General features: G+C 65.9%; 8 protein-coding genes, 1 tRNA gene and 2 pseudogenes. 7 read left to right on the forward strand and 4 right to left on the reverse strand.

Annotated elements, in window-relative coordinates; genetic code table 11:
* Positions 1 to 890: PD-(D/E)XK nuclease family protein (locus JF66_RS11670; protein ID WP_035878113.1), on the forward strand; the 890-nt coding region annotated here is incomplete at its 5' end.
* Positions 887 to 4,402: an ATP-dependent DNA helicase gene (locus JF66_RS11675; protein ID WP_197059402.1), complete on the forward strand. Its 3,516-nt coding sequence runs from the start codon at positions 887 to 889 to the stop codon at positions 4,400 to 4,402. The genes JF66_RS11670 and JF66_RS11675, both read left to right, overlap by 4 nt.
* Before the next feature lie 404 nt (positions 4,403 to 4,806).
* Here the strand turns inward: JF66_RS11675 and JF66_RS25300 are convergent.
* A pseudogene (locus JF66_RS25300) lies at positions 4,807 to 5,547 on the reverse strand (phosphotransferase); the annotation flags it as partial.
* 90 nt (positions 5,548 to 5,637) lie between these two features.
* Here JF66_RS25300 and nudC point away from each other — a divergent pair.
* Both nudC and JF66_RS11690 read left to right on the forward strand, forming a co-directional pair.
* Positions 5,638 to 6,636 (forward strand): NAD(+) diphosphatase, encoded by a 999-nt coding sequence (gene nudC, locus JF66_RS11685; RefSeq protein WP_051973461.1) that lies wholly within the window; start codon positions 5,638 to 5,640, stop codon positions 6,634 to 6,636.
* Positions 6,588 to 8,348 (forward strand): ATP-dependent helicase, encoded by a 1,761-nt coding sequence (locus tag JF66_RS11690; protein ID WP_081882342.1) that lies wholly within the window; start codon positions 6,588 to 6,590, stop codon positions 8,346 to 8,348. The genes nudC and JF66_RS11690 overlap by 49 nt, the downstream gene beginning before the upstream one ends.
* On the opposite strand, the gene JF66_RS22980 is transcribed toward JF66_RS11690, so the two are convergent.
* From JF66_RS22980 to JF66_RS11710, 3 genes and pseudogenes are all read right to left on the reverse strand, one after another.
* On the reverse strand, positions 8,239 to 9,114 hold the full coding sequence (locus JF66_RS22980; protein WP_156109758.1) for a hypothetical protein: 876 nt from the start codon (positions 9,112 to 9,114) through the stop codon (positions 8,239 to 8,241). The genes JF66_RS11690 and JF66_RS22980 overlap by 110 nt on opposite strands.
* Positions 9,115 to 9,269: 155 nt before the next feature.
* On the reverse strand, positions 9,270 to 10,280 hold the full coding sequence (gene adhP, locus JF66_RS11705; RefSeq protein WP_035878120.1) for an alcohol dehydrogenase AdhP: 1,011 nt from the start codon (positions 10,278 to 10,280) through the stop codon (positions 9,270 to 9,272).
* Positions 10,281 to 10,669: 389 nt separating this feature from the next.
* Positions 10,670 to 11,802, reverse strand: a pseudogene (locus JF66_RS11710) (zinc-dependent metalloprotease); the annotation flags it as partial.
* Between the two features lie 263 nt (positions 11,803 to 12,065).
* On the opposite strand from JF66_RS11710, the gene JF66_RS11715 reads away from it, so the two are divergent.
* The 3 genes from JF66_RS11715 to JF66_RS11725 all read left to right on the forward strand — a co-directional run bounded on the left by JF66_RS11715 (position 12,066) and on the right by JF66_RS11725 (position 16,423).
* Positions 12,066 to 13,175 (forward strand): PDZ domain-containing protein, encoded by a 1,110-nt coding sequence (locus JF66_RS11715; RefSeq protein ID WP_035878123.1) that lies wholly within the window; start codon positions 12,066 to 12,068, stop codon positions 13,173 to 13,175.
* Positions 13,176 to 13,292: 117 nt separating this feature from the next.
* Positions 13,293 to 16,208, forward strand: a complete 2,916-nt coding sequence (locus JF66_RS11720; RefSeq protein ID WP_231556394.1) for a UPF0182 family protein — start codon at positions 13,293 to 13,295, stop codon at positions 16,206 to 16,208.
* 141 nt (positions 16,209 to 16,349) lie between these two features.
* Positions 16,350 to 16,423, forward strand: a tRNA-Met gene (locus JF66_RS11725).
* Positions 16,424 to 16,465 lie beyond the last annotated feature (42 nt).

Here is a 16,465-nt window from a genome sequence, read left to right on the forward strand (position 1 = left end):
CGGATGCCGCGGCCACGCTCGCCCGGCTGGCCGCCGAGAACGTGCCCGGCGCCGCCGTCACCCAGTGGTACGGCCTGGCCGAGCCCAGCACAGAGCGCCCGCTCAACGACCCGGAGGCCGGTGACGACGCGGTGCGTGTCTCCCCGTCGCGCATGGCCGCCTTCGAGACCTGCCCATTGCACTGGCTCATCGGACAGGTCGGTGGCGGAACCTCGAATACGGCGGCGAACCTGGGCACCATTATTCACAAGGTGATGGAAGACGCCACCGATCGCAGCCCCCAGGCGCTGTGGCAGGGGGTCGAAGCGCGCTGGGACGAACTGCAGTTCGACGCCGAGTGGCAGTCCCGGGTGCAGAAGGTTGAGGCGCGTGCGCTCACCGACCGCCTCGCGTCCTACCTGCTCGATTTCGAGCGCACAGGGGGAGAGCTGCTGAGTGCGGAAGGCACCTTCCAGCTCGAGGTGGCCGGCGCCGTGCTCTCCGGCACGATCGACCGGGTGGAACGGCTGAGCGACGGCCGGGCGGTCATCGTCGATCTCAAGACGGGGAAGGGGGACCCGACGAGCGATGCCGGGGTGGTCGAACACCCGCAGCTGGGCGCCTACCAGCTCGCGTTCGCCGAGGGGGCAATCACGGGTATTGCGGCGGACACGCCCCTTGCCGGCGCGAGGCTCGTGATCGTGTCGTCCGGCACCGTCAAGCAGAACTACCGCAATCCCACCCAGCCCGCCTTCAGCCCCGCCGAAATCGAGGCCTTCCGGGCCCGGGTCGGCGTGGATGCGGCCGGTATGGGCGGCGCCACCTTCCTCGCCGAGATCAGTTCGCACTGTCTCGATCCGCGTTCGCACGGCTCATGCCGCATCCACGTCATCAAGCAGGTCAGCACATGAACCCGTCAGTCACCTCCCACCGAACCGCCGTATCGGCACTTCAGATAGCGGGTGCTCTCGGACTGCCGGCACCCACCATCGAGCAGCAGGCGGTGATCGAGGCTCCGCTGGCCCCCACCCTGGTTGTCGCCGGGGCGGGCAGCGGCAAAACAGAGACCATGGCCAACCGGGTGCTGTGGCTGCTCGCGAACGGTCATGCGCGTCCCGACCAGATTCTCGGGCTCACCTTCACGCGCAAGGCCGCGGGTGAGTTGTCCGAGCGTATCAACCGGCGCATTCTCGAGCTTGACGCGGCGGGGCTCCTGCCGAGCGCCGAGATGATCCGCGCGGATCCGGATCCGGATGCGGACGGTGTCGGTCAGAGTGGTGTGGATGAGACCAGTATCGATGAGACCAGTATCGATGAGACCAGTATCGATGAAACGCGCGCCCACGTGGCCGATGCCGGAGACCTGTTCAACACGCCCAGCGTCTCCACCTACAACTCCTTCGCCAGCCGGCTGTTCACCGACAATGCGCTCCTGCTCGGGCGTGAACCCGAGTCAGTGCTGCTCACCGAGACCTCTGCGTGGTTGCTCGCCCGCCGGGTCGTGGTCGAACACGGAGATGCCCGCCTGGTCCCGTTCGGTAAAAACGTGGATGCGGTGACGGATGCGGTGCTCTCGCTGAGTCGCGCGCTCGCCGAGAACCCGCCCGACTTCCGCCCGGGTGAGATCCGGGTGCCTCACGATCTGGGTGCGCTCGCCGCGGGCTTCGACTATCTGACCGACCTGCCGTTCGGCAACCCGCGGAAGAAGGTACCGTATGGGTCCGTCGGTGACTCGCTCGGGGCCGTGCTGCCGCTGCAGGTGCTTGCCGAACTCGCCGCCCGATACAGCGACGAGAAGCGCCGGCTCGGGCTGATCGAATTCTCCGACCAGGTTGCCCTCGCGCTGCAGGTCTGCCAGAAGGTCGATTCCGTCGTGGCCCGGTACCGCGAGCAGTACCGGGTCGTCCTCCTCGATGAATACCAGGACACCTCCGTACTGCAGACCGAGCTGCTGCACACGCTCTTCTCGCGGCACCCCGTGATGGCGGTCGGGGACCCGCACCAATCCATCTACGGATGGCGGGGCGCCAGTTCGGCCAACCTGCTCGGCTTTTCGCAGGACTTCGCCGGGGTCTCCAACCGATCCGCCCCGGCCATGAGCCTGTCGGTGACCTGGCGCAATCCGGTGACCGTGCTCGACGTCGCCAACACGCTGGTGTCGCCGCTCAGCGAAGCCTTGCGCGCACGCCCCGACGGCATCCAGGTCGAAACGCTCACTGTTCCGCCCGGCAAGGACCAGGGGCGGGTCGAGGCTGTCATGGCCGAAACAATGGCCGACGAGGCTCGGGCCGCTGCCGCCTGGTTCGCGGAGCGGATGCCGTCCGGCAGCCAGGGGTCTGGGGCGATGCTCTTCCGCGCCCGTCGGGACATGGAATACTTCGCCGAGGTGCTGCGCGAGCACGGCGTTCGCGCCCACGTGCTCGGTCTCGGCGGGTTGTTGTCCACCCCGGAAGTCGCCGACGTCGTCAGCGCCCTCCGGGTCGTGCACGACCCCGCGGCGGGGAGCGAACTCTTGCGCCTGCTGAGCGGCGGCCGGTACCGCATCGGCGTGCGGGACCTCTCGGCCCTCGCGGGTGTGGCGCGCTGGCTCGCCGCCCACGACTGGGCGCAGAAGGCCGTGCCGAAGGAACTCACGGAGAAGATGCGGGCGTCCGTTGCGGCGGACGAGGGAAGTTCCCTCGTCGACGCCCTGGACTTTCTCGCATCCGCCCCCGAAACGCACGGCCAGTTCGCTGCCTTCACCGATACCGGGCGCACCCGCCTGCGGGCTGCCGGGCGCCAGCTCGCCTGGTTGCGCTCGCGGGCCGGGCTTCCGCTGCTCGACTTCGTCCGCCTCATCGAACAGGAGCTCCTTCTCGACATCGAGCTCGTCGCCAATGAGTCCAACGGGCTCGGCCTCGCGAATCTCTACGCCTTTCACGACACGGTGTCGGGGTTTCTCGACAGCGACGAGCAGGGAACGCTGGGCAGCTTCCTGCGGTGGCTGGGTCGCGCCGCCCAGTCCGACGACATGGGCCCGCGCCTCGAAGTTTCGGAAAAGGGCACGGTGCAGCTGCTCACGATCCACGGTGCCAAGGGGCTTGAGTGGGACTTCGTGGCCATTCCCAACCTCACGGAGAAAAGCCTCCCGGCACAGAGCCGGGACACGTCCGGGTGGATGCGCTTCGGTGAACTGCCGTATGCCTTCCGCGGCGACCACGCGGAGCTGCCCGAGCTTGAGTGGCGCAAACACGAGACCCAGCTGTCCTACGACGACGCCTTCACGATCTACAAGGCGGAATTGGCGGCCCGGCACGACGACGAGGAACGACGGCTGATCTACGTGGCGACCACGCGCTCCCAGCGTGAGCTGCTGCTGACCGGCTCCTTCTGGGGCGCCGGCAGCACGCAACGCACACCGAGCCGATACCTGCTGGAGCTGGTGGAGGCGGGCTTGATCCCCGCGGTGCCCGAGACCAGTGACGTCAGCGAGAAGCCCGAGGACGCGCAGAGTGGCGCAGAGACCTGGCCGTTTGATCCTCTGGGCGTGCGCCGCACGATCGTTGAGGCCGCGGCCGAACGGGTTCGCGAAGCGGCCGAAGCCGACCAGGTACGGGAGACCCGCTGGTCCCACACCGTCACGCTGCTTCTCCGGGAACGCGCGCTCCGCCTCGCCGGCACCGACGGCGCTCCGCTTCCCACCCGCATCCCGGCATCACGCTTCAAGGATTACGTCGATGACCCGGCCGGGGTGGCCGCTCGGCTGCTTCGTCCGATGCCGGAACGGCCGTACCGGGCCACCCGGCTCGGCACCCTGTTCCATTCCTGGGTCGAACAGCGCGGGGGCGGATCCGCCCGCGGCGACGTGATCGACGCCGGGCTCGAGGAGCTCGACGGCGTCGATGCGGTAGATCAGTTCGACCTGCCCGCGGATTCGCTCGATTCGGCCGCGAGTGCCGTGAGCTGGGCAGACGCCGAGCAGCAGGCACTCGAACGATTGAAGGCGACCTTTGAACGCTCAACGTGGGGCCACCGTCAGCCCGAAGAGGTCGAGATCGAGATTCACCATCCCCTGGCCGGGCAGGTCTTCGTCTGCAAGCTCGACGCCGTCTATCGCACCGCAACCGGGTATCAGGTCGTGGATTGGAAGACCGGACGCGCGCCGAAGGATGCTGCGGACCTGGAACTCAAGCAGACCCAGCTCGCGCTGTACCGCCTCGCCTACGCCCGGTGGAAGGGCATCGATCCCGACCTCGTCGATGCCGTCTTCTATTTCGTGGCCGACGACACGATCGTGGCCCCTGACCGGCTCTATTCGGAGGCGGACCTCCTGCGGGCCTGGTCATCGGTTTCCGCGTCATCGTCGGGCAGCGTAATCGGGCCCGTCGTGTCGTCCACGTCGCCATCGCTGGCGGACGTCGACGGGGAGAAACTCGTCGACTGAGCATCGGTGTTCGACTGGCTGTTGCTGTTTGACGAGCTGTTGGTGTTCGACGAGCTCAGATCCAATTCGCCCGACTGCAGGTCGGAGAAATTGTAGCTGTCCGTGTGCATCGAGCTGTCGCCGGGCGCCGCCGCGTTCCGGCCACGGCCGGTCTCCGGCCTGGGTGTGTGGTCGAGCATGCTCTCCACATCGGCCACGTCGAGGATGGGCCCGGTCGCCGGGGACAGCGGATGCATCGTGTGACTGTGCACGGTTTCCACGAGGCCGTCGAGCATCGTCACCGCGTCGTCGACGATGGCCTGATTGCGTGTCACCGTGCCGTGCAGCAGCCAGCGCGCCAGTTCGAGCTCGGCATACAGCATGGCCCGCTGGGTGATGCGGGTATCACCGCTCTGCCGTGCGGCGGTGTAGGTGGAGATTGCCGTTTCGGCCGCGTCCCCCCTGGCGGAGAGCAGCCAGTGCAGATCGCGGCCCGGGTCGCCCACGCACAGACCGGACCAGCCGAGAACGCCGGACACGGAATCGTCCGTGATCAGGAAGGAATCGGCCGACATCGTGCCGTGCACCACGGTGGGCGCGAATTGCCAGAGGGCGTCGTCATCCGTGGCCTGTTCCCACCGGCGCAGCAGCGCGGCGGGAAGGTAACCGGTGTTCGCCGCCTGGTCAATGACCTCGATCGTCGAGGTGCGGCACTGCTCCGCGCTCTGCTGCGGGAGCCCGGCCGCGCCCACGAATGCCGTCGGCAGGCCGTGGATGGCGGCAATCGCGCGTCCGATCGAACCCGCCACTCCCTCGTGCCCGGTGAGGGCATCCGAGTCGAAGGTGTCGCCGGCCAGCAGCTCGTACACGATGGCGCGCGTGCCGGCGATCGGGGTCTGACCCACGAATTCGGGCACGTCGAACGGCAATCGGCTGCGGTTTCCCGCTGTGAGCGCACGCAGCGCCACGAGGTCGGCGGACTGCTCGGTCTCGGCAGATTGACTGTTGGGAACGCGAATGATCAACGTTCGATCGTCAGCGGTCATGATGAGTGCCGAGTCGAACATTCCGTGTGTGCCGGAGCTGTGTCGACGCGTCTGGGCAACGTCGAGCCCCGAGACGGCGGACGTGGCCAACGCGGCTAGAGTGAGAGGGGATCTGGCCATGCCTCCTAGGTTAGGTCGACTTCCCTGCGGTGCGCCTGTTCGCCACGCCCGCACAGAATTTCCATGCGTCAAAGCCCGGAGAAAACACCCATGTCGTTTAGATTCACGACGCGGCTGCCGCTGTCGCGCCACGCCGTCGACCGCGATCACACCGTTCGCACCACACCCGGCCTGATGCACCAGCTCTGGGCGGATGCCGACACGCGCGTTCTCCTGCTCTGGCACGGCAAGGCCCTGCTTGAGTGGCCTCCCGGTGCGGCAGCCTCCGAAGAGGAAAGAACCGCCGCGGCCCCGCGGCTTGACCTCGTGCCGGCACATCGCGTTCCCGAAGCCGCATTCAGCGTGTATCTCGGCCGTTCGCTGCCCCACGACGCGCCGGAACCGGCCGGCACCAGGCTGGTTGCCGCCGTGCTGACTGATGAGCAAGCCGCCGCCGTCGAGCCCGATGAGGAACGGTGGGCGGGTCTGCGCGCCGTCGTCACCCAGCTGGGAGACCGTGACGCCGGCCTGTTCACCGAGGCGCTCGGGGTGGTCAACTGGCACGGTTCGCACGGATTCTGCCCGAGGTGCGGTTCGGCCACGGCGATCGAGGACGCCGGCTGGGTGCGTCGCTGCGCCCACTGCGGCAACCAGGTCTTTCCGCGCACCGACCCCGCCGTCATCGTGCTGATCACCGATCGTGACGACCGTATTCTGCTGGGGTCCAACGCGCTGTGGGAGAACAACCGGTATTCGCTTCTGGCCGGCTTCGTCGAGCCGGGGGAGCCGTTGGAAGCCGCCGTGGTGCGCGAGATGTTCGAGGAATCCGGTCTGCGCGTGAGTGATCCCGTCTACCTCGGCTCGCAACCCTGGCCGTTCCCCGCGTCGATCATGTGCGGCTTCACCGCCCGGCTGGCCGACGATCAGGCCGCCGTCGACCTCGTGCCGGACGGCGAGGAGATCCTCGACCTGCGCTGGTTCAGCCGGCAAGAGCTGCTCGACGCCGCCGAATGGATGATCCTGCCGGGAGCGTCGTCGATTGCGCACGCCATGATCGAGCAATGGCTCACGGCAACGCCCGCCGCGCGAGCGGAATCCGGGCGGCCGTGACCGTCACCACGAGCTCCCTGCTCGCCGGACTCGACGACCAGCAGCGAGTCGCGGCGGAGGCCCTCATCGGACCCGTGTGTATGTTGGCTGGCGCCGGTACCGGCAAGACCAGGGCGATCACGCACCGCATCGCCTACGGGGTGATGAGCGGTGCCTATGCGCCGAACCGCGTGATGGCCCTCACCTTCACGTCGCGCGCCGCGGCGGAACTGCGCGGGCGCCTGCGTCAGCTCGGGGCCGGCGGCGTGGCCGCCCGTACGTTTCACGCCGCCGCCATGTCCCAGCTGAATTACTTTTGGCCGCACGTCGTCGGGGGAGTGGCCCCACGGATTCTCGATGGCAAAGGCCGCCTGCTGGGACATGCCGCGGAGGCGTTGCACCTCAAGCTCGACACCGCAACGCTGCGCGACCTGGCGGCCGAAATTGAATGGCGCAAAACCTCCGGGCTGGGCATAGATCAGTACGCGGCCGGACTCGGGAACCGGAGTCTGCCCGGGCGGCTCGACCTTGACCAGGTCGTCGCCATGCAGCAGACCTACGAGCGGCTCAAGGATGAGCGCAAACAGATCGACTTCGAGGACGTGCTGCTGGCCATGGCCGGCATGATCGAGGCCGAGCCCTCCGTGGCGCTCCAGGTGCGGGAGCAGTATCGCTTCTTCGTCGTGGACGAGTACCAGGACGTGTCGCCGCTGCAGCATGACCTGCTGGCTCTCTGGCTGGGCGACCGACGCGACCTGTGCGTCGTGGGTGACGCGAGCCAGACCATTTACTCCTTCGCGGGAGCCCGCAGCGAGTACCTGCTCGATTTTCCCAAGCGCTACGAGGATGCCACTGTCGTGCGCCTTGAGCAGAACTACCGGTCAACGCCGCCGATCGTCGCGGCGGCCAACCAGCTGATGCGCGGTCGTCCCGGTGCGCTGACTCTCCATGCTGCATCCGCGGAAACGGGCGTCGATCCACAGGTCCATGACTATGCGAGCGACATGGCCGAGGCGCGGGGTGTTGCCCAGCAGATCGTTGAACTGATCGAGGCCGGGGCCAAGCCGGAGGACATCGCCGTGCTGTTTCGCGTCAACGTGCAGGCAGCCCTGGTGGAAACAGCCCTCGGGGATGTCGGCGTGAGCTACCAGATTCGAGGCGCGAAACGCTTCTTCGACCTGCAGGAGGTGAAGCAGGCCGTGATGAGCCTGCGGGCGGCATCCGTGTCGATCAGGGGAGAGCCCCTCTTCAAATCGGTCAGTGACGTGCTGCGATCACTCGGGTGGAGTCAGACCGCGCCGGAGGCACGGGGTGCCGTGCGCGACCGATGGGAATCCCTCAACGCGATCATGGGCCTCGTAGACCAGGCCGCACCGGGAACGACCTTCCGGGCGTTCACCGATGAGCTCATGGAACGCCAGGCCGGTCAGCACGAACCGACGGTCTCGGCCGTCACGCTGGCCACAATGCACTCGGCCAAGGGCCTCGAGTGGGACGTGGTGTTCGTGATCGGGCTCAGCGAGGGACTCGTGCCGATCAGCTACGCGAGTACCTTCGACCAGATCGACGAGGAACGACGCCTGCTCTACGTAGGAATTACCCGGGCCCGCAAACGACTCGCGCTCAGCTGGTCCAAGCTCGGACAGCAGCAGCGTTCCGGACGGGAGCGGTCTCGTTTTCTGACAGAGATCGGCAGCCGCACCGCTCGTGCGGGCGGTGTGCGCGGCGGGTGACGCCACCCGTAGCGGCGTCGATCACGAGCGAGGCGGCCTCGACGGGTGTTCCGCGGAGTGTCGGTCTCCCCGTGCTGATGCGCTTGAACGCGACGAGAGCCGCCCGCGCCGCCACTTCAACGGCACGCGTCGGCGTTTCGGTCACGGCGAGTTGTCTGACGAGCTGAGCAGCCAGGGCCGGCCATGCCGCGTCACGATCAACATGGTGCAGTTCGACGCACACCAGGCAGGGCCCGCTACCGGGCTCGACCAGTGGGCCGATCCGGATTTCCGTGTCGCTGAAGACCACCGGCAGCTGCGGCACGTCTCGGCGCAACCACGGGGTGTGCCGAGACGGCTCAAGAACATAATGGCCGATCAACACCGCGAGAGCAGGCTCGTCGGACGACGCGCTATCCTCGCCGACCACGGACACGCCGAGGTCGTGCAACAGGGATCGGATGCGCTCAGCAGTAGGGCCCGACCCATCGACCAGCACGGCGCCGGTGGGACGGGGGCCGGGTAGTGCGGTGACGTGTGGCGCGGACGTGTGCAGTGCGGGGCCGAGTTCGTCGAGGAGCCGCTCGACGGCAGCGACGGATGCCCCGGCCTCGGTGCCGATCAGCAGAGCGCCGGACCGGGGGAGCCCGGAGCGAAGCGCCCAGATGACGGCCTCGAGACCGGCCGTGACACCGCTGACCACGACGACGGGTCGGTCGATCCCCACCTGGATGGTGTCGGGAGAACGCCAGACCACCGGCAGGAGCGGGTTCAACTGAATCACCATGCCGGAATGATGCACCCGCCGTGCCCGCCCGGGGAGTTATCCACAGACCGGGCGCGAAACACCCCCGCTGTCGCGTGGGAATTCACGGACAACGGGGGCGGGTATTCGTGCGGTGCGGATGCGCCTGTCGGTGGTCAGGCGCCTGTCGCAGCCGGCTAGTACTCGATAACGACGCGGCCGTCGATCTTGCCGCGCTTCATCTCCTCGAGCACGTCGTTGACCTCGTTGAGCTTGCGCGTGGTCACGGTCGGGTGGATCTCACCGCGGGCGTAGAACGCGAGGGCTTCTTCCATATCCTGGCGCGTGCCGACGATGGAGCCGCGGATGGTGAGGCCTTTGAGCACGATGTCGAAGATCGGGGCCGGGAAGTCTCCCGGCGGCAGACCGTTGAAGACAATCGTGCCGCCGCGCCGGGTCATGCCGATGGCCTGGCCGAAAGCCGCGGGGTGCACCGCGGTCACGAGAACACCGTGTGCGCCGCCTGTTGCCTTCTGGATGGCCTCGATCGGGTCTTCGTTCAGTGCGTTCACCACCACTTCGGCGCCATGCTTCGTGGCCAGGGCAAGCTTGTCGTCGGCGATGTCCACGGCGGCGACGCGCAGGCCCATGGCCTTGGCGTACTGCACGGCGATGTGGCCGAGGCCACCAATGCCGGAAATGACGACCCACTGACCCGGTCGGGCCTCGGTCATCTTCAGCCCCTTGTACACGGTGACGCCCGCGCAAAGCACAGGGGCGATTTCAATCGGGTCCGAGCCGGCGGGAATCTTGACCGCGAAGCGGGCGTCGACGAGCATGTACTGGCCGAATGAGCCGTTGACGCTGTAGCCACCGTTTTGCTGTGCCTCACAGAGCGTCTCCCAGCCCGTGCGGCAGAACTGGCAGCTGCCGCAGGCCGACCAGAGCCACGCGTTGCCGACACGTTCGCCGATCTCAAGGTTGGTGACGCCCTCGCCCAGCGCGACGACCTCGCCGACACCTTCGTGACCCGGGATGAAGGGCGGGCTCGGCTTGACCGGCCAGTCGCCTTCGACGGCATGCAGGTCGGTGTGGCAGACACCGGTGCTGATGAGCTTGACGAGCGCCTGGCCGGGGCCCGGTTGCGGCACGGCGACCTCATCGATGGTGAGGTCCTGCCCGAATTCCTTGACGACTGCGGCCTGCATTGTTGCGGGTGTGCGAGTTGACTCATAACGAGCTTTGAACTCGTCTGTTGCACCGTCCTGAGTGGGCTGCGCGTAAATAGTCATGACCTGGCTCCTTCGGTTGGGACGTCTCTGTCCGTTGCCAGAACACTAGGGCGAGCTACGTTGCAGAAACGTTGCAGGCGGGTTGCAGTGCCATCCGGCACCGCAACCCGCCTGCCGAACCGCGGAGCCGGCTATTCCTCGATCGGGCGTTCCGTGCCGTCATCGCGCAGCAGGTCTTCGAGGGCCTTATCCATCTCATCGAGTTCTGGTTCGACGCCCTGCGCGGCGCTCGTCAGGCGCGCCACGAGGGCTTGTGGGTCGTCGATATCCTCAGAGGTCGGCACGATGTCGGGATGCGACCACAGGGCGTCTCTCGCCTCGTTGCCCACGGCATCCGTGACGGCCTGCCACATGGCGGCCGCCTCGCGCAGGCGCCGCGGCCGCAGTTCAAGGCCGACGAGCGTGGCGAAAGCCGACTCGGCGGGGCCCCGGAAGCGCGACGTCGCTTGACCGTTTCGGCGATCGCATCCGCCTTGGGTAGACGACTGGTGGCCTCGACGGTGACCACGTCGACCCATCCCTCGATGAGTGCGAGCATCGTCTCGAGGCGGCCGAGGGCCTGCAGCTGCGCCTCGGATTTGGGCGGGATGAGGGAGCCGTCCACCATGGCCTGGCGCAGTTCCTCCGGGTTGGCAGGGTCGAAGCCGGCGGCGAGGTCTTCGAGTCGGCTCGAGTCGATGGTGATGCCGCGAGCGAATTCGGTGATGGAGCTGATCAGGTGCAGCCTCAGCCAACGCGCGTGGCGGAACAGCCGGGCGTGCGCGAGCTCGCGCACGGCGAGGTAAATCTGGATCTGGTCGTCCGGCACATCGAGGCCCTCACCGAACGCGGCGACGTTTTGCGGGAGCAGCGCGGCCTGCTGCTCACCGAGCAGAGGGATCCCCACATCGCCGCCGGACACGACCTCGCTCGCCAGCTGGCCGACAACCTGCCCGAGCTGCATCGCAAAGAGGGTGCCACCGATGCTGCGAACGATCTGGCTTGCATTGGCGATCATGCCCTGCAACTCTTCCGGAGCCTGCTCCGTGAGAACGCGGGTGAGCGAGTCCGAGATGCTCGTGGCCACGGGCTCAGCGAGCTGGGTCCACAGCGGCATCGTGGCCGTCACCCACTCTCGACGGGTCATCAGACGCGGTTCGACCGTGAGCTCAGCAACGCTGATCACGTCGTCCAGCCACAGCGCCGCGATGTGGAACGCTTGCCGGAGCTGTGCCTGCTGCTCGGTTGTGGGACTCAGCTGGCCGGTTGCAGCCCGCTCCTGACCCTGAGTGAGAGCAACGTCCCAGTTCACGCCGTCTCCGCCCTGGCTATTGTTCAGCGCACCCTGCAACTGGCTCATCAGTGCGGCGAGGCTGGCCGGGTCCCCGGCCAATCCTGCTGCTCCGGCCAACTGGCTCGGATCAATCGACGACTTGCCCGACAGAATGTCACGCAGCATGTCGCGGAATTCGTCCTCGGGGTTCTGACCCTCATCGGGTCGGGAGTCTTCAGCCACTTCAGGCACCTCTCAGTTACGTACTTCTACGCTAGTGCGAGAACACCGTCGCAGCTGGGAAATGGCCTAAGGTAGAGGGTTCGGCTGTCCGCCTGTCGCGAACAGTCCGGGCACGACCTGCATGACGAGCACGACCTGCATGACGAGCACGACCTGCATGACGAGCACGACCTGCATGACCCGATCGCACAGACGGAAGGAATCCGGTGGCTCTCTTCACCGACCAGTCCAGTGAACGCACTGGTGAACCCCGTCGTCGTGGTGGGTTGAAGGGTTGGGTGGTCCTCGGTGTCGCCCTCGTGGCCGGAATCGCTCTGGGAGTGGTTCCGTCTCCCTACGTGATCGAGCAACCAGGTCCCGTTTTCAACACCCTCGGCACCGCACCGAACGCCGATGACGTGGAGACCCCACTCATTACGATCCCAGACGAGACCGTTTATCCCACGGAAGGTAACCTCGACCTGCTGACCGTTTCCGTCTTCGGTAACCGTGAGACGCGGCCGAGCTGGCTGGCTGTGGCCACGGCATGGTTCGACCCGAGCCGGGCGGTCATTCCCCTCGATCAGGTCTTCCCCGACGATGTCACCACTGAGCAACGGGACTCCGTGAATCAGGCCGCCATGGTCAATTCCCAGCAGGATGCCATCGCTGCGGCCCTGACCCACTTGAAGTATGACTACCCCACTAACGTGTCGGTCGTGAGCCTGCCGGACGGCTCACCGGCGGAGGGAATCCTGCAGGAGGGCGACGTCATCATCGCGGTCGATGGCACATCCGTCGGCAGTATCGGTGCGTTGCGTGCGGCACTGCAAGAAACCGGACCCGACGCTCCCGTAGCCGTGGACATCCTTCGCGAGGGCGCGGCCCAGACGGTGCAGGTCACGCCGGTCGAGAACGCCGGAAGCGTTGTGCTTGGCATCAACGTGACAACGACCTACCAGTTTCCGTTCACCGTCGACCTCGAACTTGACCGGGTGGGCGGTCCGAGCGCCGGGATGATGTTCTCCCTGGGTATCATCGACAAGCTCACGCCCGGTTCGCTTCAGGGCGGGGCGCACGTGGCGGGCACCGGCACGATCGATCAGGCCGGCGACGTGGGCCCGATCGGCGGCATTCAGCAGAAGCTGTACGGCGCCAAAGACGCGGGCGCGGAATGGTTCCTCGCCCCGGCCGAGAGCTGCGGAGACGTGACCGGACATATCCCGGACGGACTCACCGTCTTTTCCGTGAAGACGCTTGACGATGCCCTCACCGCCCTCGACGCGATTCGCACGGGGGCCGACACGAGCGCCCTGCCGTCATGCCCGACAAAATGATGTGAGTCCTGCGACAAAATGATGTGAGTCCTGCTCAGAGCGCCTTTCGGTGTTGACCCCGAGCTGAATTTACTAAGATAGGGGGGTCCCTAATCTGACAGAGCATGAGGCTTATTCGTGACATCTTCACCCGACAGCGCTCCACGACGGAGCCGAACCCCGCTTGCCATCACGGCAGCGATAGTTGCGGGGTTGGTGATCCTGTTCTTTATCTTCGCTGGGCTGTACACCGATGTGCTGTGGTTTGACCAACTCGGGTTCCTGAGCGTTCTGACCACACAGTGGATCGCGACAGCGGTGCTGTTCATCGTCGGTGTGCTCGCGATGGGCGTTCCTGTCTGGATCAGCATCCAGATCGCGTACCGCATGCGCCCCGTCTACGCGAAGCTCAATTCGCAGCTGGATCGCTATCAGCAGGTCATCGAGCCGCTGCGCCGTCTGGCCATGTACGGCATCCCGGCACTTCTGGGTCTCTTCGCCGGAGTGGCCGCGGCCACTCAGTGGCAGGTTGTACTGATGTGGCTCAACCGCAGCGAGGTCGGTCGCACGGATCCGCAGTTCGGGTTCGACATTTCGTTCTATCTGTTCGACCTGCCGTTCTATCAGGCCATCCTCGGATTCGCCTCCGCGGTCGTGCTCATCTCGGCTTTGGTGGCTCTCGCCACGAGTTATCTCTATGGGTCCATCCGGGTGAGCGGTCGGGAGATCATTGTCTCCAAGGCGGCACGCGTGCAGATCGCTGTCACCGCCAGCCTCTACCTGCTCCTGCAGGCGGTGAGCATCTGGTTCGACCAGTACTCAACCCTCACCAACCAGGGCAGCCTTATTACGGGCGCGAGCTACACCGATGTGTTCGCGACCATCCCCAGCCGGGCCATCCTGGCGGGTATCGCCGCCGTCGTCGCCCTGCTCTTCATTCTGACGGCGGTCATCGGCCGCTGGCGCCTGCCCATCATCGGTACCGCGCTGCTGATCGTGTCGAGCCTCCTGATCGGATCGCTCTACCCCTGGGTCGTGCAGCGCTTCCAGGTCGACCCGAGCGCCAAGTCCCTCGAGGCTCCCTACATCGAGAAGAACATCAACCTCACCAGAGATGCCTACGGCCTGTCCGACGTGGAAGAGATTCCGTACAACGCGACGACCACCGCCGAGCCCGGTGCGCTGCGCGCCGACGCCACGACCACGGCGAACATTCGAATTCTCGACCCTGCCCTCGTGAGCGACTCTTTCGGCCAGCTTCAGCAGTTCCGTCAGTACTACCAGTTCCCGTCGAACCTGGACGTTGACCGGTACATGATCGACGGCAAGTCCCAGGACACCGTGGTCGCCGTGCGTGACCTCAACCTGACCGGCTTGAACGCGGGTAACACCTGGGTCAACTCCAAGACGGTTTACACCCACGGTTACGGTGTCGTCGCTGCATACGGAAACCAGCGCTCGGCGGATGGCCAGCCCGTGTTCCTCGAATCGGGCATTCCGACCACCGGTGCCCTGGGCGACTTCGAGCCGCGCATCTACTTCGGAGAGACCTCCCCGGAGTACTCCATCGTCGGTGCCCCCGAGGGTCAGGACCCGATCGAGCTCGACTACCCGTCGGGATCCGAAGGGGTCGGACAGACTTACACCACGTTCTCCGGAGATGGTGGACCGAAACTCGACAACCCGTTCAAGCAGCTCATCTACGCGCTCAAGTTCCAGTCGGAGCAGATCTTCCTGGCGAACGCGGTCAACGACAAGTCGCAGATCCTGTACGACCGCGACCCGATCACCCGCGTGCAGAAGGTTGCGCCGTACCTCACCCTCGACTCCGATGCCTATCCCTCCGTCGTTGACGGTCGGGTCAAGTGGATCGTCGATGGCTACACCACGAGCGCCAACTACCCGTACTCGACGTCGGTGAGCCTGAGCGACGCGATCACGGACACAGAAACGCCGCCGCAGCCGTTCGCGCTCGACAACATCAACTACATGCGCAACTCGGTCAAGGCCACCGTGGATGCCTACAGCGGAGAAGTCACCCTCTACGCCTGGGACGCCAAGGAGCCCATGCTGGAGACCTGGCAGAAGATCTTCCCGTCGACGGTCAAGCCGATGAGCGAGATGAGCGGCGACCTGATGAGCCACGTGCGCTACCCGGCGGACCTGTTCAAGGTGCAGCGCGCCATTCTCGGTCAGTACCATGTGACTGACCCTGGATCCTTCTACTCCAAGGACGATGCTTGGATCTCCCCGAACGACCCGGACTCGCCGGCCACGAATCCGACCCTGCAGCCCCCGTACTACCTCACCATGCAGGTGCCGGGACAGGACTCGCCGTCGTTCTCGCTGTACACGACCTTCCAGCCTGAGGCCACCGGTGCGTCCAGCAGGAATGTGCTCTATGGCTACCTGGCCGTGGACGCCGACGCCGGCTCCGCCGACGGCACTCGTGCCGACGGCTACGGCAAGATGAGGCTGCTCACGCTGCCGAAGGACGGAACGGTGCCCGGCCCCGGCCAGGTGCAGAACGTCTTCAATGCCGACCCGACGGTGTCGACCGAGCTCAACCTGCTGAGGCAGGGCTCATCGACGGTGTTGAACGGCAACCTGCTGACCCTCCCGGTCGGTGGTGGGCTGCTCTACGTTCAGCCGGTATATGTGCAGTCCACGGGTGAGACGAGCTACCCGCTGTTGCAGAAGGTACTTGTTGCCTTCGGCGACCAGATTGCGTTCGAGGACACCCTGAACGGAGCTCTGGACGTGCTGTTCGGTGGAGATTCGGGAGCCACGGCCGGTGACACCAATGTGCCGGTCACGTCGACGGACACGTCGACAACCAGCCCCACCGATGGGACCGCCGCGCCGACTACCCCCACGACGACGACGGGTGACCCGGCGACGGATGCCGAGTTGAAGACTCTTCTCGCCACGGCCAACTCTGCCCTTCAGGAGAAGCAGGCGGCACTATCGTCCGGCGACTTCGCGGCGTACGGCGTCGCCGACGCTAAACTATCCGACACGATTGCGAAGATGCTGGCTCTCCTGGGGCAGTAGACGCAGCCGCACAAACAAGAGCCTCGTACCCTTTTTGGGTGCGGGGCTCTTGCGTTTCCCTGCTCATTCAGCATAAATTTATGGGTAAGAGTGGCAAGCGGTCACGCGATGCTTCAGTGTGTGCTAAATTTGTACTTGTAGCGCGGGGTGGAGCAGTTCGGTAGCTCGCTGGGCTCATAACCCAGAGGTCGTAGGTTCAAATCCTGCCCCCGCAACAGAAAAGTCCAGATCAAAACTCGTTTCTCGGTCCCTCAACA

Origin of the sequence: Cryobacterium sp. MLB-32, assembly GCF_000738085.1 — a bacterium.
In the GTDB taxonomy this organism is placed as follows: Bacteria; Actinomycetota; Actinomycetes; order Actinomycetales; family Microbacteriaceae; genus Cryobacterium.

What these genes read in the sequence shown, in the direction of transcription:
- JF66_RS11690 (WP_081882342.1), top strand. Translation starts at nt 6,588, where the DNA reads ATGGCTCACGGCAACGCCCGCCGCGCGAGCGGAATCCGGGCGGCCGTG.
- JF66_RS11675 (WP_197059402.1), top strand. Translation starts at nt 887, where the DNA reads ATGAACCCGTCAGTCACCTCCCACCGAACCGCCGTATCGGCACTTCAG.
- JF66_RS22980 (WP_156109758.1), bottom strand. Translation starts at nt 9,114, where the DNA reads ATGGTGATTCAGTTGAACCCGCTCCTGCCGGTGGTCTGGCGTTCTCCC.
- nudC (WP_051973461.1), top strand. Translation starts at nt 5,638, where the DNA reads ATGTCGTTTAGATTCACGACGCGGCTGCCGCTGTCGCGCCACGCCGTC.
- adhP (WP_035878120.1), bottom strand. Translation starts at nt 10,280, where the DNA reads ATGCAGGCCGCAGTCGTCAAGGAATTCGGGCAGGACCTCACCATCGAT.